This window comes from Acinetobacter sp. CAU_H_S139_7 (assembly GCF_058599305.1).
Genome location: NZ_CM178651.1, coordinates 2,167,745 through 2,184,245 on the forward strand (window position 1 = coordinate 2,167,745; position 16,501 = coordinate 2,184,245).

The 16,501-nt window shown below is 41.0% G+C and carries 17 protein-coding genes and 1 tRNA gene; 4 read left to right on the forward strand and 14 right to left on the reverse strand.

Annotated elements, in window-relative coordinates; genetic code table 11:
- Positions 1-164 precede the first annotated feature (164 nt).
- Complete coding sequence (locus AC4MC0_RS10635) at positions 165-1,391, forward strand: pyridoxal phosphate-dependent aminotransferase (RefSeq protein WP_004693649.1); 1,227 nt, start codon at positions 165-167, stop codon at positions 1,389-1,391.
- Positions 1,392-1,493: 102 nt separating this feature from the next.
- Here AC4MC0_RS10635 and AC4MC0_RS10640 read toward each other — a convergent pair whose 3' ends face one another.
- The gene (locus AC4MC0_RS10640) at positions 1,494-2,363 is read right to left on the reverse strand and encodes a DMT family transporter (RefSeq protein ID WP_279043829.1); all 870 of its coding nucleotides are present in this window, start codon (positions 2,361-2,363) and stop codon (positions 1,494-1,496) included.
- Between the two features lie 128 nt (positions 2,364-2,491).
- Positions 2,492-2,914 (reverse strand): GFA family protein, encoded by a 423-nt coding sequence (locus tag AC4MC0_RS10645; protein WP_125280445.1) that lies wholly within the window; start codon positions 2,912-2,914, stop codon positions 2,492-2,494.
- A 341-nt stretch (positions 2,915-3,255) separates the two neighbouring features.
- Between AC4MC0_RS10645 and AC4MC0_RS10650 the strand changes: the two genes are divergently transcribed.
- Entirely contained in the window at positions 3,256-3,690 is a 435-nt protein-coding gene (locus AC4MC0_RS10650) for a PaaI family thioesterase (RefSeq protein WP_058869421.1), read from the forward strand.
- 69 nt (positions 3,691-3,759) lie between these two features.
- Here AC4MC0_RS10650 and AC4MC0_RS10655 read toward each other — a convergent pair whose 3' ends face one another.
- On the reverse strand, positions 3,760-4,218 hold the full coding sequence (locus tag AC4MC0_RS10655; RefSeq protein WP_490737962.1) for a hypothetical protein: 459 nt from the start codon (positions 4,216-4,218) through the stop codon (positions 3,760-3,762).
- A 251-nt stretch (positions 4,219-4,469) separates the two neighbouring features.
- Here AC4MC0_RS10655 and AC4MC0_RS10660 point away from each other — a divergent pair.
- Positions 4,470-4,545: transfer RNA gene (locus AC4MC0_RS10660), tRNA-Asn, on the forward strand.
- A gap of 828 nt (positions 4,546-5,373) precedes the next feature.
- Here the strand turns inward: AC4MC0_RS10660 and AC4MC0_RS10665 are convergent.
- From AC4MC0_RS10665 to AC4MC0_RS10715, 11 genes are all read right to left on the reverse strand, one after another.
- Complete coding sequence (locus tag AC4MC0_RS10665) at positions 5,374-6,027, reverse strand: MiaE family protein (RefSeq protein WP_176537509.1); 654 nt, start codon at positions 6,025-6,027, stop codon at positions 5,374-5,376.
- A gap of 23 nt (positions 6,028-6,050) precedes the next feature.
- A complete protein-coding gene (pdxJ, locus tag AC4MC0_RS10670) occupies positions 6,051-6,776 on the reverse strand; it encodes a pyridoxine 5'-phosphate synthase (RefSeq protein WP_491887031.1) in 726 nt (241 codons plus the stop codon).
- A gap of 13 nt (positions 6,777-6,789) precedes the next feature.
- On the reverse strand, positions 6,790-7,500 hold the full coding sequence (gene recO, locus AC4MC0_RS10675) for a DNA repair protein RecO (RefSeq protein WP_004980401.1): 711 nt from the start codon (positions 7,498-7,500) through the stop codon (positions 6,790-6,792).
- A 10-nt stretch (positions 7,501-7,510) separates the two neighbouring features.
- A complete protein-coding gene (locus AC4MC0_RS10680) occupies positions 7,511-7,708 on the reverse strand; it encodes an NF038104 family lipoprotein (protein ID WP_004693662.1) in 198 nt (65 codons plus the stop codon).
- Positions 7,709-7,743: 35 nt separating this feature from the next.
- Positions 7,744-8,772 carry a GTPase Era gene (gene era, locus AC4MC0_RS10685; RefSeq protein WP_004693663.1) on the reverse strand — a complete coding sequence of 343 codons (1,029 nt, stop codon included), beginning with the start codon at positions 8,770-8,772 and terminating at the stop codon, positions 7,744-7,746.
- A 6-nt stretch (positions 8,773-8,778) separates the two neighbouring features.
- Positions 8,779-9,471, reverse strand: coding sequence for a ribonuclease III (gene rnc / locus AC4MC0_RS10690; protein WP_004980405.1), 693 nt, complete (start codon positions 9,469-9,471; stop codon positions 8,779-8,781).
- Positions 9,443-9,817, reverse strand: coding sequence for a DUF4845 domain-containing protein (locus AC4MC0_RS10695; RefSeq protein WP_004693667.1), 375 nt, complete (start codon positions 9,815-9,817; stop codon positions 9,443-9,445). The genes rnc and AC4MC0_RS10695 overlap by 29 nt, the downstream gene beginning before the upstream one ends.
- 21 nt (positions 9,818-9,838) lie before the next feature.
- Complete coding sequence (lepB, locus tag AC4MC0_RS10700; RefSeq protein ID WP_010326441.1) at positions 9,839-10,666, reverse strand: signal peptidase I; 828 nt, start codon at positions 10,664-10,666, stop codon at positions 9,839-9,841.
- A gap of 20 nt (positions 10,667-10,686) precedes the next feature.
- Positions 10,687-12,504 carry a translation elongation factor 4 gene (lepA, locus tag AC4MC0_RS10705; RefSeq protein WP_491887032.1) on the reverse strand — a complete coding sequence of 606 codons (1,818 nt, stop codon included), beginning with the start codon at positions 12,502-12,504 and terminating at the stop codon, positions 10,687-10,689.
- Positions 12,505-12,649: 145 nt separating this feature from the next.
- On the reverse strand, positions 12,650-13,126 hold the full coding sequence (locus AC4MC0_RS10710) for an acyl-CoA thioesterase (protein ID WP_491887033.1): 477 nt from the start codon (positions 13,124-13,126) through the stop codon (positions 12,650-12,652).
- A 112-nt stretch (positions 13,127-13,238) separates the two neighbouring features.
- Positions 13,239-14,618 (reverse strand): Do family serine endopeptidase, encoded by a 1,380-nt coding sequence (locus AC4MC0_RS10715; protein WP_114837088.1) that lies wholly within the window; start codon positions 14,616-14,618, stop codon positions 13,239-13,241.
- 229 nt (positions 14,619-14,847) lie between these two features.
- On the opposite strand from AC4MC0_RS10715, the gene nadB reads away from it, so the two are divergent.
- Positions 14,848-16,482, forward strand: coding sequence for an L-aspartate oxidase (nadB, locus tag AC4MC0_RS10720; RefSeq protein WP_279043677.1), 1,635 nt, complete (start codon positions 14,848-14,850; stop codon positions 16,480-16,482).
- Positions 16,483-16,501 lie beyond the last annotated feature (19 nt).

The window sequence follows — 16,501 nt, forward strand, 5'->3', positions numbered from 1 at the left end:
CGAGAAACTTCCTAATTCTGTACATTTTTGAAATCATCACTTCAAAATTGAATTTTTTTTATGTTTTTTGCAGAAAATCTGTGTTTTTAAACGCCTTGCTTGAGTTTTTTAAGCTAAGATAGTGTGCTTTTTATTTTTTAAACCCTATAAGAAGGAATACTGCCGTGGACGTACGTCTCTCTGATCGTGTGAATGCCATCAAACCGTCCCCAACTCTTGCTGTTACCAACAAAGCTGCTGAATTAAAAGCGGCAGGCAAGAACGTTATTGGCTTGGGCGCAGGTGAACCTGACTTCGACACCCCACAACACATCAAAGATGCAGCAATTGCAGCGATTAACAACGGTTTCACAAAGTACACCGCTGTAGATGGTACGCCTGGCCTTAAAAAAGCGATTATTGCAAAATTCAAGCGTGACAATAACCTTGATTATGCTGCAAACCAAATTTTGGTTTCTTGTGGCGGCAAGCAGTCATTCTTTAACTTAGCATTAGCTTTGTTAAACAAAGGTGATGAAGTGATCATCCCTGCACCATTTTGGGTAAGCTACCCAGATATGGTGATTATCGCTGAAGGTGTTCCTGTTATTGTAAAATGTGGTGAAGAACAACGTTTCAAAATCACACCTGCTCAACTTGAAGCAGCGATCACAGACAAAACTCGTTTAGTGGTTTTAAACAGTCCATCAAACCCAACAGGTATGATCTACACTAAAGCTGAATTGGAAGCTTTGGCTGACGTTCTTCGTAAATACCCAGAAGTTTATATCGCTTCTGATGATATGTACGAACCAATCCGTTGGGATGACGAATTCTATAACATCGCAACTGTTGCACCAGACCTTTATGACCGCACAATCGTGTTAAACGGTGTGTCTAAAGCGTATGCAATGACTGGCTGGCGTATTGGCTATGCAGCGGGCCCTGCTAAGCTTATTGGCGCAATGAAAAAAATCCAATCGCAATCAACTTCAAACCCAACTTCTATTTCACAAGTTGCTGCTGAAGCTGCGTTGAATGGTCCTCAAGACGTTCTTGAGCCTATGATTGAAGCATTCAAACGCCGTCATGACTTAGTTGTTAGCGGTTTGAACGACATCAACGGTATTTCTTGCTTACCTGCTGATGGTGCATTCTATGCATATGCAAACATCCGTCCATTGATTCGTGCGAAGGGCTTAAAATCTTGCACAGAATTCTCTGAATGGTTATTGGAAGAAACTGGCGTTGCCGTAGTTCCTGGTGATGCATTCGGCTTAGGCGGTTTCATGCGTATTTCTTATGCAACTGCTGATGACGTACTTGTAGATGCGCTTGCACGTATCAAGAAAGCAGCTGATTCAATCGAAGGCGTAGATGCTGCGATTGCTTCAATTGCTGCTGAAAAATAATTTAACCCTTTAAAGTTAGATTAGAGAAACCCGCGAACTTCGCGGGTTTTTTATTTTTTAACAAAATCTGAAAAATTTGCTCTTAAGCCCGTTTAAATAATTTTAGAGCCGTGTATTACCAGCAGAATCTATTGTATCTACGTCTTTCTTGCTCGATGACGCCGAGATCACCAAGGCAATGCCTGCTAAAATAATCGTCGCAGAAATAATGATTCGGAAACTCAACGCTTCCCCAATAAACAATGCACCGCCAATAATCGCCAAACAAGGCACTGACAATTGCACGCTACTGGCCGTCACCCGGTCAATCTGCTTCACAATGCCATACCAAAGCACATATGCCCCACTCGATGCCAAACCACCAGATAAGAGCGCCAACAACATACCTTTTGGGTTAATAAAACTCTGTGTGTAAAAAAATAAATAGACCAAGACAACAAATGGAATCGCCACTACAAAATTTGCCAAGCTACTGGCCAGTGGATTATGCATATTTTTACCTGCGATACTATACATCGCCCAACCTATGCCTGAAAGCACCATCAATGCAGCATAACCCAAAGGAGGTGCCGAAGCCCCTGGCAGTAATAAAATCAAAAGACCTAAAATAGCAATCGACAGCCCCAACCCGCGCCGCAAATTGATTTTTTCGCCATGACACAGGCCATAACCGACCATACTTAATTGAACTGTCCCAAATAGGAGTAATGCACCTACACCTGCATCGATATGCAAATAGGCCAGCGAAAAAGCCACAATATATAAGGCAAGAAAAAATCCGTTTTTTACACTCCACTCTATTTTGCTCTTATGAGTAGAGAGCATATACAGTAGAAATAACACCATTGCACCACTACAGACCCGAAGCAAGCTAAAGCTCATCGGATCAATCTGCTGCTCAGCCAACGCTAAACGACATAGCACCGAATTGGCTGCAAAGGCCAACATTGCAATGGAAATTTTAAGCAGCATGTTTGAGCATCCTTATTCAACAGCCTGCTTTAGATATATCGAATATATCTTATTAAATCTAGAGAGTTTTTCTCATGAAATTTATCAGCAATATCAATGTGAAATTCAGATGATTCAGCCTGAATATCTTATTTTTTAGCATCATCTGGTGAAAATAAAGCAATCACATCCGCTTCAGTGAGCTGCTCTGTAGAATACTTGAATTGGTAAAAATCAGGCTTATTATCAATATAAATTTCTGTTGTAAGTTTTAAATCTTCTGGCTGTTCTTCCATCGCAAATACATTGATATTGCAATAGCTGCCGTCCTGAGTTCGCCAAAAAAGTGACGTGCCACATTCGCTACAAAAACCACGCTCCCCCCAATCCGACGACTTGAATAATTTTAAATATTCTTGATTGTCAAACTTTAAACTACTAGGTTCGACATCAATACTCATGAGCACCCCGCTCGACTGCTGGCGGCACATAGAACAATGACAAGCATGCACATCATGATTTTTGAGTGCGGCTTGGAACTTAGTTTTACCGCATAAACAGGACACGTTCATTGTGAGTTCCTTCTTCATGTGAAGACTGTGTAAAATTACTAAAACCTTGTTTATCTTATATATAAATAAAAAACAAAAGAGTGTATAAATTTTGTGCACCATTTTAAAACAATGATCACGTCTAGCTTGGTCAGTTCTATCAACACTCAAATTATCAAAATGAATAATCCTAAATCTTTTTCCTACAATATGTTCACAGCATGAGCTCAGTCCGTGATTGCGATTTCGTTGATTTTGTACTGATCAATCAAAAGCTGAATATTGACGAAAAGACTGAATTTTGTTTAATTGGATAACAAGTTCCAAAAAGGAACTCATAGATAAATATAGGAATGAACAAGATGAATCCCAAAGAAATGACAGGACTACAACTCTTAGAAGCCATGTGTACAGGAAAAATTCCACCTGCAAGTATCAGTGAAACCATTCCCATGCAGCCTTTTGAAGTTTCTGAAGGAAAAATTAGCTTTAAAGCAAAAGCAGATCATCGCCATTTAAACCCGCTTGGTGGCGTGCATGGTGGCTTTGCAGCAACAGTACTCGACTCAGTAACAGGTTGTGCCGTACATACTATGCTTGAAGCTGGTGTTGGCTATGGCACCATTGATCTGAATATTAAAATGTGCCGACCGATTCCAAAAGACAAAGAACTACTTGCCATCGGCAGCGTGATCAACATCAGTAAGAACTTAGGTATTTCTGAAGGTAAAATTGTAGATGAAGACGGTAAACTCTACGCCCATGCCACAGCCACCTGTATGATTATTCGCCCCTAAAAACGAAAGGCACTGATAAATTTCAGTGCCTTTTTTACGCCAAAGCAAACTTTACTTCAGCATGACAGATCAAATTGCGGTTTTAAACGTCTTCAGCGTCTGCAATTTTGAGGCATCAGGACGCTCAGCCCCTTTATAAATACAGTAATATTTAAACGCGCTGTCTAAACTCACGTCTAAACTTTTTCCTTCAGCAGCAGACCAGACTTTAGAATGATTACTGCCTGATAAAGCACTGCCTGACAACTGATACAAATACAAATCATGCTCTCGCTGCACAGTCTTTTTAAGAGTACTGGTTGACTGTTCGGAAAGCAACTGACAAGGACTGTTGACCAGCCAACGCTCACTAAACCAAAGTTGTAATAAATCACCCAAATACAAGTCTGTACAACCGACTGGCCAAACATCAATATAGGCTGACTCTACAGGGGTATAGTATTGTTCAGGGTTTGAAATAATAGAGAGATACTGATCTTGATAATCAGCTAGGTTTGCAAAAATATCGGAAATGGTAAGCGTATTCATTCGCTTTCTCCTGTTTAGCCATTTTAGTGCTGGCAAGTTGGTTATAAATCCACACTGTTTAAGTTTTCACTTAAACGCTCTGTTGTTAAAATCAGACTATCAACGACTTTTCAACATTGCAAGCACTTCAATACGTTTTTTTTTGAAAATGATTTTTTTGTTCAAATAAAAAGCATCCAATATAAAAATGACAGCAACATGACATTTTAGACTTGACCCACTATGAAATGTCCTTATAATCACATGCAGATTCTCCAATAGCTCAGTCGGTAGAGCGACGGACTGTTAATCCGCAGGTCCCTGGTTCGAGCCCAGGTTGGAGAGCCAAATTCAAGAAAGCCCACACTATATGTTGTGGGCTTTGTTCTTTTCTACGTCTTAAAAGTTTCGCTGCTTAAGATGTAAATCTTCCAGCTAAACCCAACAGAAAGCCAGAACTAGACCATTCTCGAAAAATAACTTATCTTAAAAACACTAAAAAATGATTCACAATAAAAATAATGGGCACATTTAAAACACACGTGGATGTTTGTTCAGATCACTTCCCGATCACAGCAACTGAAATAAAAAATGGGAGGGACAAATTACTAGTGAATTATTAGCCCAACATCTTGCTGAACAATTCAATCAACAACAACTCGAAATCGCTGCAATTCACAATGAAGATTGGGGATACCAGCTTAGTTTTAGTGATTCCGCTTATAAAGATATTTTTATTGAATATAATCGCTATGAGCAAAATGACAACTTATTTTTAATTTTTATTCACCCAGCACAGCCAATCATTAAAAAATATTTTTTTAAGAAAATAGATCTTTCAACCCAATTAAGTCATGTCTCTGAGACTTTGCGAAATACTCTTTCTGATGCAACAATTTTTCATGATGTGCAATGGTGGAACGTGGAAGATATAAAAAAGTACAATAAATCATCCTCAAAATCACTAAACATCCATACTTAAACAACTCATTCCACTGACTCATATTTCGCGATTTTATGGAAAGGAATTACAGCTCTCAATACATCACATTTACCCTTCTTTAATTAAAAAGCCCAATCGATAAAATTGGGCTTTTTAATGAGTCAAGGCTATCTACACTGAGAATCTGTAAATTTTGAACAGTTTACAAACTGTGACATTCACCCGCTTTATTCCTAAGCCGCTTCCGCAGGCACGCCACTATGGAAACGGAACACATTATCAGGTGTACTAATTAGCTCTTTTTCGACATTACGGATATGATCAATACGGGCTTGAATATCTTCTTTCGGATTTTTCAATTTCCCCGTTTGCGCAACCTCTAAAGCCAAAGCCAAGTAGTCTTCAAAATGGCGTGATTCAGACTTCAGCAAGTAGCGATAGTAACGACCTAATTCTTCATCTACCAAAGGTGCTAACGCGTAGAAACGCTCACATGAACGTGCTTCTACAAAAGCACCAATGATTAAAATATCAATTAAAGCCTCGGGTTCATAAGTCCGCACTTCTTTACGTAAACCACCTGCATAGCGCCCAGCACTCAGATTGCTCCACTCTAGCCCGCGCTTTTTCATAAATTCAAGCACTTGCTCATAATGCAGCATTTCTTCACGAACCAGTTGTGCAAGCTTGACTTGCAAATCGGTAAAAAAACTATAGCGAAACATCAGGTTCATCGCTGTACCTGCAGCTTTCTTCTCACAATTCGCATGGTCTTGCATCAGCACATCAAGATTAGTCAGTGCTTCAGCCAACCAAGCTTTTGGTGTTTCACAGCCCAAGAAGTCCATGACGGGCTTCATGAGTTCATCATAATTGATATTCGACATATTCAAATCTTAAAAACTTTAAATTAACTTGCAGCTTTAATCACTGCTTTCATTTCGCGTACAGCTTGTTCCAAGCCCACAAAAATAGCATCGGCAATTAGGGAATGTCCGATGTTTAATTCATGAATCTGTGGAATTTGTGCAATTGGCGTTACATTTTCAAGGTTGAGCCCATGGCCAGCATTCACCACTAAACCTTTTGATGCTGCATATTCAGCACCTTTTACAATACGTTCAAGCTCATGTTGCTGAGCTTCAGGTGTTTCTGCATCAGCATAAGCACCTGTATGAATTTCAATGGTTGGTGCACCACAAGCAACTGCTGCATCAATTTGTGCAAAGTCAGCATCAATAAACAAGGACACATCACAGCCAATCTCAGACAAGGCTTGAGTTGCCGCTTTGACATCGTCAAAATGTCCAACTACATCCAAACCACCTTCGGTCGTCACTTCTTGGCGCTTTTCAGGAACGAAACACACATGGTGCGGTTTAATTTCTTTGGCAAATGCAATCATTTCATCTGTAACTGCAAGTTCCAAATTCATACGTGTTTTTAGTGCTGGACGCATACGACGCACATCATCGTCCTGAATATGACGACGGTCTTCACGTAAATGCAAGGTAATCCCTTCCGCCCCTGCTTGCTCACAGATCAATGCTGCATTGACTGGATCAGGATAAGACGTTCCACGCGCTTGTCGTAAAGTTGCCACGTGGTCAATATTTACACCAAGTAATGCAGCCATATTCATTTCCTAATTACGATTGAGTTTGAGTGTTCTGAATCCACAACTGACGACTTTTTAAGGGGCGATCGCCCAACAAGGAACTGATCATTTGTCGATACAACTTGGTCAGTAATTGTAACTGTTCCAAACCAAAATCCCTACCCTTTTCATATTGGCACATGCTTAAAATTTGCTGTCCATTTAAGGTCGCTCGCGAGGCTTGTGCAGTAGGAATAAAGCCTTCATTCAGCTGGAATATATAGTTGAGTGATGCCTGAATTTCCAATTGATTGGCATCGGTCGAAAAATCTAAGGCATAGCCCAAATCTTCCAGCAGTTCGTGCTCAAACTGTCTTAGAATTTGTTTTAAAAACTGATTAGGATCGGCTTGCTGCGCCAGTTGTTGTAATTGCGTTAGCGTATGCGCATATTGAGCAAAACTTTGCTCCATCTGTACTTCAAGTGGACATAGTCTGAGTAGAATCTCATTGAGATAAAAACCTGAAAAAAAGGCATCCCCGAAGAAAAAAATCGGCTGATTGACAATTTCAAGTTTTGTAAAATTTTTGAGTTCAGATTTACCCGAAGCTTGTAAACAAATCGGCTGATATTGTGGCGGCGGGGTTTGCCTTAAAATACCATCAACTCGCCCATGCTCTTGGGTAAATAAATGCACAATATGACTACGTTCACGGTATTTTCTGTGGTGAATTAAATAACCATGCAGTACTTCATTGCGCATGAGGAATTAACTAATCTTTTTTATCTTTATCATTCTGTTCACTGTCTTCATCATCCCCATCTGGGATAACAGCACCAACCACCGCTGCGGTTCCTTTCACCACGCCTTTTGTGGTTTTATACGCAATCTTTACAGGAACGGTGACGATCTTGTGTATACAACCTTGCAAAAACAACATACAAGCCATTACTGCGAACACTTTGACCATAACACCATCCCTATAAAAATTTGTTTTCTTAAAACTTAGATATCGCTATAACCTAAGCTTTTCAATGCACGTTCATCATCAGACCAACCGCCTTTCACTTTAACCCAAAGGGTCAGCATGATCTTTTGTTCAAACATTTTTTCCATATCGATACGGGCATCCATACCGATTTTCTTAAGCTTAGCGCCTTTTTCACCAATCACAATCGCTTTTTGGCCTGGACGGTCTACAAAAATCGTTGCATCAATATACGTACACGCTGGCTTTGGACGACCTGTTTTTTCATTTACCGTTGCTTCTTCAGTCTTAAACGACTCAATTTGCACGGTTAAATCATAAGGTAGCTCCTCACCTAACTGACGCATAATCTTTTCACGGATAATTTCTGATGCCAAGAAACGTTCAGAACGATCTGTCAGTTGATCCAATGAATACATCGGTGGCTGGAAAGGTAAATATTTTTCAATGGTATCGCGCAGATGGTCTAAGTTTGCACCACGTAGTGCAGAAACAGGAACAATCTCAGCAAAATTCATTAATTTTGCACGTTCTTGAATCAAGGGTAATGCATGGTTTTTATTTTCAAGTGTATCAATTTTATTGATCACCAGAATCACCGGCATCTCAGCATTTTTGAGTTTTTCCAAAACGAGCTCATCGTTTTGAGTCCACTTGTCTGCATCCAGAACAAACAATACCAAGTTGACATCACGCAATGCAGAAGACGCAGCACGGTTCATCATTTTGTTGATGGCGCGTACTTCTTTTTTATGCATCCCTGGTGTATCAACAAAGACCGCTTGAGATTTTGCACGTGAATCAATCCCCACAATTTTATGACGTGTGGTTTGTGGTTTACGTGAAGTAATCGATAATTTTTGACCCAATAAATGGTTCATCAACGTAGACTTGCCTACGTTTGGACGACCGACAATTGCCACAAAGCCGCTACGAAAATCCGTTGGGATTTCTGTGCCTTGTTCGCTAAAAAACTGGCTAATTAAATCATTGCTGTCGCTTTGCGACTCGTGATCAGCATCGATGTGATCGGAAGAATTTGACATGGCAGATTACTGCTCCAAAAGTTTTAAAATATCCGCCGCCGCAGCTTGTTCAGCAAAACGGCGACTGGTGCCCTCACCATTTACAACAGACAATCCATCCACTTTACATTCCACTCTGAAATGCTGATTGGGTGCATCACCCTGAATATCGACCACATCATAAACTGGGAGAGCTTTTTTTCGTGCTTGAAGATATTCTTGTAAACGAGATTTAGGATCTTTAAGTTGATCGGTTGGCTCGATATGGTCTAAATATGGCTCGTACCATTTTAACACAATCGACTCCAACACCGTTAAATCACTACAATCCACATAGATTGCACCAATAATCGATTCAACCGTATCCGCAAGGATGGACTCGCGATGATGTCCACCTGATTTTAACTCACCTGTACTTAAAATGAGTGACTGGCTCAGTTTTAAATCATTTGCAATTTTACCTAAAGCTTCCTGACGAACCAAGGTTGCACGCATACGCGTCAAACGGCCTTCGTTCTCAGTCGGATAAGCTTTATAGAGATAATTCGCAATAATCATCCCTAACAAAGAATCGCCTAGAAACTCTAGGCGCTCATAGTTGTATTTGTGGCTCACCGATCGGTGGGTCAGTGCAAGCTGAAGTAACTCAGGTTGTTTAAACTGATAACCGATACGGCTCGCTAAGCGGGCTTCACTTAGCTTGGACTGAGCTTTGATCAAAACTTTTCTCGAACTTTAATACTAAATCTATATTCAGTAAGAAGGGTTTTCTTACCTCATACTCCTTTTTCACCTGCAACCCTTCGGTATTGGTGACTTGCATAATTTCTTTAATCTTCACATCACGAATGCCATTCATATCCAAACGCTTTGAAAGCTGACTCTCAAACTCCGCGGGCTGAATATTTTTCGGGCTACTTTGAAATACTTCCTCAATTTGGCTATTGATCATCCGATCATCAAAATAGGGAGCCCAAACTGCAATTGCCACTTTCGCCATAAATGCAAACCCCATGATTGCAAATAAAATGGCGATATAAGATGCCCCTTGTTGATTCTTGCGCATTTTTTATTTTCCGAATCGATATTAGTCAATGCTACCGTTACGGTTAAATGACGGCAACTTAAAGCCAGGTTCTTTATGCATCCAAATATAAAATGCACGACCTGTTAGGTTCTGTTCAGGAACCATTCCCCAGAAACGACTGTCAGCACTTTGGTCGCGATTATCCCCCATCGCAAAGTACTCACCTTCTTTTACTTTCACTTCCCAATATAAACCATTTTCAGCAGAGTATTTACCATTTTCTACAAAGTTAATATACGGTGCTTGGCGTGCCACATTAACACCTTCTAACTCACGCATGGTAAAGGTATGCTTGCCAATGGTTTCTTTATGATATATCGAAGTAGGCGTGTCTAAACGGTCTTTTTCACGGCTAAATTCAACAGGCACTTTAGCAATTTTTTGACCATTAATGGTTAATTGCCCATGATCAAAAACAATGTGATCACCCGGAATACCAACCACACGTTTGATATAGCTGATCGTCGGTTGCGGTGGATAACGGAAGACAATCACATCGCCACGCTCAGGCTCACCTACATCAATCACTTTTTTATTCACGATCGGCAGGCGTACACCATAGTCAAACTTGTTGACCAAGATGAAGTCACCTGTTTCTAAAGTCGGCACCATCGAGTCGGAAGGAATATTAAAAGGTTCATAAAAGAATGAACGTAGACATAGGACAATCGCAAGGACTGGCCAGAAATCATAAGCCCACGTAATGACAAAATTTTCATTTCCCTTGCCTTTCGTCGCTCGTTGTTTAAATACAAACTTATCGAGCAACCACACCAAAAAGAAAATTAGTGTGACAGGAACAAGTATCAAATTAAAATCAAAATCCATGGGCTTATATTCCTACCTTTTTATCTTTCTACTTTCAACACAGCCAAGAACGCTTCTTGTGGGATTTCTACACTTCCCACTTGCTTCATGCGTTTCTTACCTTCTTTTTGCTTCGATAGCAGTTTCTTCTTACGAGAAACGTCACCACCATAACATTTCGCCAATACATTTTTACGCATTGCCTTTACGGTTGAACGAGCAATAATTTGTGCGCCTATGGCCGCTTGAATTGCCACATCAAACATTTGACGTGGAATCAAATCTTTCATTTTCTCAACCAATGCAATACCTCGGTGACGGGCATCTTGACGGTGACAAATCATTGCTAAGGCATCGACTTTATCGCCATTGATTAGAACATCGACTTTTACCAATGATGAACTTTCAAAGCGTACAAAGTTATAATCGAGCGACGCAAAACCACGTGAACACGACTTCAATTTATCAAAGAAGTCCATCACCACTTCCGCCATTGGAATTTCAAAGGTAATTGAAACTTGGTTCGCCATAAACTTCATGTCTTTTTGAACACCACGGCGTTCTACACACAAAGTCATGACATTACCCAAATACTCTTGCGGTACAAGGATGTGACATTCCGCAATCGGCTCACGTAAGTCTTCAACCATTGAACCATCGGGCATTTTAGATGGGCTATCGATATAAATCGTTTCACCATTCTTCATCACCGCTTCATAAATCACAGTTGGTGCAGATGAAATGAGGTCTAAATCATACTCACGCTCTAAACGCTCTTGCACGATTTCCATATGTAGCATGCCTAAGAAGCCACAACGGAAACCAAAACCTAAAGCATCTGAGCTTTCAGGTTCAAAGAATAACGCCGAGTCATTGATCTGAAGTTTATGCAAAGCTTCACGAAACGGTTCAAATTCACTTGAATCAATTGGGAACAAACCTGCATAAACCTGCGGCTTCACTTTTTTAAAGCCCGGTAAGGTTTTGACTTCTGGTGTGTTGGCAAGGGTAATCGTATCACCCACTGGCGCACCAAAAATGTCTTTAATCCCTGCAATTACGAAACCAACTTCACCCGCTTCAAGGATGTCTGTCTCAGTATGCTTAGGATTGAAAATACCCACAGAAGTAATGATGTGCGTTTGACCTGTTGATTTCATCAACATCTTGTCGCCCTTACGCACACGACCTTCTTTCACGCGCACCAAAGAAACAACGCCTAAGTAGTTATCAAACCAAGAGTCGATAATTAAAGCTTGTAATGGCGCGTTACGATCACCAGTAGGTGCAGGAATGACATTAACAAGGGTTTCTAAAACGCTATCAATCCCAAGACCTGTTTTTGCCGAACAGGTTGGTGCTTCAGTCGCTTCAATACCAATAATGTCTTCAATTTCTTGAATCACACGTTCAGGTTCAGCCTGTGGTAAATCAATTTTGTTGAGCACTGGTAGAACTTCGAGACCTTGCTCAATTGCGGTATAACAGTTCGCAACCGACTGTGCTTCCACGCCTTGCGCCGCATCTACAACCAACAATGCACCTTCACAAGCCGCCAATGAACGGGACACTTCATATGAAAAGTCGACGTGCCCTGGCGTATCAATAAAGTTCAACTGATACTCTTGGCCATTTGGATGGGTGTAATACAAAGTAACCGACGCAGCTTTAATGGTAATACCACGCTCACGTTCAAGTTCCATGGAGTCAAGTACTTGAGCTTGCATTTCACGATCTTGCAAACCACCACAGGTTTGAATAAAGCGGTCAGCGAGCGTTGACTTCCCGTGGTCAATGTGAGCAATAATACTGAAATTACGGATATTTTTAATATCAACAGATTTTTTAGCTTGCGCCATGGGCTACCTTGAACAAAATGAAGCGTTATGCAGACAAATTTCGATGCACAACAAAAGCCGAATAGAAATTGCGAAGGATTATAACAGATGGTTTTTTTAAAGTATCCATATTAATACGCTTCCTTTTCACAACTCTGACGCTTTTTTACATGTTTTCGCTTTTCACTGGGCTTTTTGAATAATCCATTGAAAAATCTAAGGCATTCACATCTTTTGCAAGCGGTTGGTAAGCTTGGGTAAAACTAGGTGACATACGTTTCGCGCGTCCTGTTTCAATCTCTACGCAAGCCCACTTAGTTTGAGCAACAAATAAAATGCTATTGTCTTTGGGTCTATAAAACACATATTGGCGCGATGAATATAATGCGTTTATATCGTCAAACCATGTGCGTAAGATTATTTCATCCTCTTTAAATGCAGCTTTTCGGTACTGTACATGATGCTCAACCGCAACCATGGCATGTTTTAACTCGATATATTCTTTTAAGCCTAAACCCAGTGCATCAATATGTGCTCTTGCAACATCCTGCATCCAATGCATATAAACCACGTTATTCACATGGCCTAACTGGTCGATATGTTCTGCTTGTACCTGAAGTCTTAAGTCAAAAATACTACTCATAAACACTCTATTTAATCTAAATATCCTTATGAAGATGGCAGTGTACGCAAATAACAGATATCATCAAATTGCAAAAAATAAAAAACCACTCCGAAGAGTGGTTTTTTTTCGCTTATTGGATGCGCATCCCTAAAATGGCTGGTGTGCCTTGTCGGATGATTCCAACGCGGGCAACCTGACCTTTTTTCAATTCAGATGCCGCTTGGACAAAATCATTGGTGTCTTTTACGACTTTATTATTAATGTGAGTGACCACATCACCAGCCGCCATACCTGACTGTGCTGCTGCACCGCCACGTTTCACTTCTTGAATTAATACACCACCTTTCACATTGAGCTGTGATAATTCAGCAGGTGCTAAATTTCGGATAGCAATGCCTAAAACAGGCCCTTTACTTTGTGTAACTACATCTGATTTTGCTGGTGTATCATCTGGTGCAGTAGTTAATGTTGCCGATATATTACGCTTTTTATCATCACGCAGTACTTCAAGCTGTACCGTTTGATTTGGCATAGTACGATTTAAATAGTTCAATAACTCAGAGGTACGTGAAATCGGCGTTCCATTGAATTTTAAAATAATATCGCCTGCTTTTAGTCCCGCTTTCTGCGCAGGTGAATTCGGCTGAACATTGGTAATCAATGAACCTTCAGGTTTTGGCAAATTATAAGACTCTGCCAAATTACGGTCTAAATCTTGTAGATTAAAGCCTAAATAAGAACGGGTCACTTTGCCGGTTTTCTTAAGTTGGTCAGCAATATCCATTGCGACATCAATTGGAATCGAGAAAGACAGCCCCATATAACCGCCCGTACCACTGAAGATACGCGAGTTCACCCCAACCACTTCACCCTGTTGGTTGAATAACGGACCGCCTGAGTTTCCTGGGTTGAGAGCCACATCGGTTTGAATGAAGGGTACCGATGTCTCCCCCATCATATTGCGCATTTTCGCACTCACGATTCCTGCCGAAGCCGAGTAATCAAAACCAAACGGTGAACCGATCGCAAGCACAGGTTCACCTACACGCAATTGATCAACATTGCCAGCACGGAGTGATGGAAAATTCGTACCATTCACCTTAAGCAGGGCCACATCCGTTCGTTCATCACTACCTACTACAGTTGCATCCAGTTCACGACGGTCATTAAACATAATCGTGACTTTCGATGCATCTTCTACGACGTGGTGGTTTGTCAGTAAATACCCATCTTTACTAATAAAAAATGCGCTGCCATAAGCCGTTTTTTCTTGCGGCGCTTGCTGCTGCGGAATAATGACTTGATTACCAAAAAAACGCTTCAAAATCTCAGGTATTTGCTGCTGCAGTAACTCTTCTTGAGTCATCTTTTTAACCACATTGACGCTCACTACCGCAGGGCTAACTTGCTCAACTAAGTTTGAGAAATCAACAGGTGCTGCTTGTGTTTGCACCGCAGCCATTGTGCATGCAACAGCAAAAAAACCAGTTTGTATCGCGCGACTTTTCATATCAAGTATTGACCTATATGTTTGTTATCAATTTATGTATTAGCGTTTTTAGCATAATCTTTGTCTGTCTTGGGTAATAATATGTTCTATTATGTTTGTATAAACAAGAGCTTAAAATTTGCTTAAAAAATACGTTCTTTATTTATATTTCCCATCAATTGTAGAGATTTTACCCTTGCCTTTTCGTGAAAAAAGCGCTGTCATTAGCGAACTTTTTCCAAATTAGCTGATGGACATGTCTAATTTAAACACAACACATCATTTTGATGTGATTATTGTGGGAAGTGGCGGTGCAGGCCTGAGCTTAGCCTTATCGTTGCCTCAACATTTCAATATTGCTGTTCTTGCAAAATCAAACCTGACCGATGCAAGTACTTTCTATGCACAAGGTGGAGTTGCCGCTGTTTTAGATGAAACGGATTCCATCGAACAGCACATTGATGACACCATGATTGCGGGCGCTCACTTGTGTGAGACCGAAGCCGTAAAGCAAACCGTTGAAGGCGGTAAACCTTCTGTTGATTTTCTACTGAAACACGGCGTGCAGTTTACCCTTGATGATCAAGAACAATTGCATCTAACACGTGAAGGTGGACATTCTCAACGCCGTATTATTCATGCCGCAGATGCTACAGGTCGTGCCATTTCAACCACCTTAGTTGAGCGTGCGATTGAAAAAGACAACATCACCATTTTTGAAAACTATATCGCCATTGATTTAATCACCTCTCAAAAACTGGGCTTAGAAGAACAAAATCGTGCATTAGGACTCTATGCACTCGATGAAAAGACTGAAAAAGTACATACCTTTTTAGCCCCTTTTACCGCGCTGGCGTGTGGCGGTGCCATGAAAGCCTATCTGTATACCTCGAACCCAGACATTGCAACGGGCGATGGTATTGCCATGGCGTTTCGTGCGGGTTGCCGCGTGGCCAATATGGAATTTAACCAATTCCACCCAACCTGTTTATACCACCCACAAGCGCGCTCTTTCCTCATTACTGAAGCAATGCGTGGTGAAGGTGCCTATTTACGCTTACCCGATGGCGAACGCTTTATGTTGCGTTTTGATGAACGTGCGGAACTGGCTCCACGTGACATTGTGGCGCGAGCGATTGACTATGAAATTAAACGTTTAGGTATTCGTCACGTTTGGCTCGACATTAGCCATAAGCCCGAAAGTTTCATTAAAGAACATTTCCCAACCCTGTACGCACGCTTACTTGAACTCGGCATCGACATTACCAAGGAAATGATTCCTGTTGTTCCTGCTGCGCACTATACCTGTGGCGGTGTGGTGGTTGATGAACACAGTCAAACTGACATTACAGGTCTCTATGCGATTGGGGAAACCTCGTACACAGGTTTGCATGGCGCTAACCGTATGGCCAGTAACTCACTGTTAGAGTGTTTTGTGTATGGCATGAGTGCAGCAGAGCACATCGAAAAAAGTTTTGATTCAAGTTACCAATCCCCAACTGCTCCGTCTTGGGATGACTCACAAGTGATGAATCCTGATGAAGATGTGGTGATTTTGCAAAACTGGGATGAACTCCGTCAAACCATGTGGAACTACGTCGGCATTGTGCGTACCACGAAACGTCTTGAACGTGCGCTACACCGCATTGAAATGTTGAAGCGAGAAATTACCGAGTATTACCAAGATTACCAAGTCAGCAAAAATCTGATTGAACTACGTAATTTAGTTTTAGTCTCTGAAATGATCGTGCGCTGTGCTATGGAGCGTAAAGAATCGCGCGGTCTACACTACACTTTAGATTACCCAGAACTATCGAATGAACTGCGTAAAACCGTACTCACCCCTTTTAATTTTAAAGTTGAAACCCCTTTAGTGAATAACTAATTTAAAAAAAGCCTGATTC

Bases quoted from the DNA above. Each gene is read 5' to 3' on its own strand.
- AC4MC0_RS10640 (WP_279043829.1), bottom strand. From the start codon at position 2,363: ATGCTGCTTAAAATTTCCATTGCAATGTTGGCCTTTGCAGCCAATTCG.
- AC4MC0_RS10645 (WP_125280445.1), bottom strand. From the start codon at position 2,914: ATGAACGTGTCCTGTTTATGCGGTAAAACTAAGTTCCAAGCCGCACTC.
- AC4MC0_RS10650 (WP_058869421.1), top strand. From the start codon at position 3,256: ATGAATCCCAAAGAAATGACAGGACTACAACTCTTAGAAGCCATGTGT.
- AC4MC0_RS10655 (WP_490737962.1), bottom strand. From the start codon at position 4,218: ATGAATACGCTTACCATTTCCGATATTTTTGCAAACCTAGCTGATTAT.
- AC4MC0_RS10665 (WP_176537509.1), bottom strand. From the start codon at position 6,027: ATGTCGAATATCAATTATGATGAACTCATGAAGCCCGTCATGGACTTC.
- pdxJ (WP_491887031.1), bottom strand. From the start codon at position 6,776: ATGGCTGCATTACTTGGTGTAAATATTGACCACGTGGCAACTTTACGA.
- recO (WP_004980401.1), bottom strand. From the start codon at position 7,500: ATGCGCAATGAAGTACTGCATGGTTATTTAATTCACCACAGAAAATAC.
- AC4MC0_RS10680 (WP_004693662.1), bottom strand. From the start codon at position 7,708: ATGGTCAAAGTGTTCGCAGTAATGGCTTGTATGTTGTTTTTGCAAGGT.
- era (WP_004693663.1), bottom strand. From the start codon at position 8,772: ATGTCAAATTCTTCCGATCACATCGATGCTGATCACGAGTCGCAAAGC.
- AC4MC0_RS10695 (WP_004693667.1), bottom strand. From the start codon at position 9,817: ATGCGCAAGAATCAACAAGGGGCATCTTATATCGCCATTTTATTTGCA.
- lepB (WP_010326441.1), bottom strand. From the start codon at position 10,666: ATGGATTTTGATTTTAATTTGATACTTGTTCCTGTCACACTAATTTTC.
- lepA (WP_491887032.1), bottom strand. From the start codon at position 12,504: ATGGCGCAAGCTAAAAAATCTGTTGATATTAAAAATATCCGTAATTTC.
- AC4MC0_RS10710 (WP_491887033.1), bottom strand. From the start codon at position 13,126: ATGAGTAGTATTTTTGACTTAAGACTTCAGGTACAAGCAGAACATATC.
- AC4MC0_RS10715 (WP_114837088.1), bottom strand. From the start codon at position 14,618: ATGAAAAGTCGCGCGATACAAACTGGTTTTTTTGCTGTTGCATGCACA.
- nadB (WP_279043677.1), top strand. From the start codon at position 14,848: ATGGACATGTCTAATTTAAACACAACACATCATTTTGATGTGATTATT.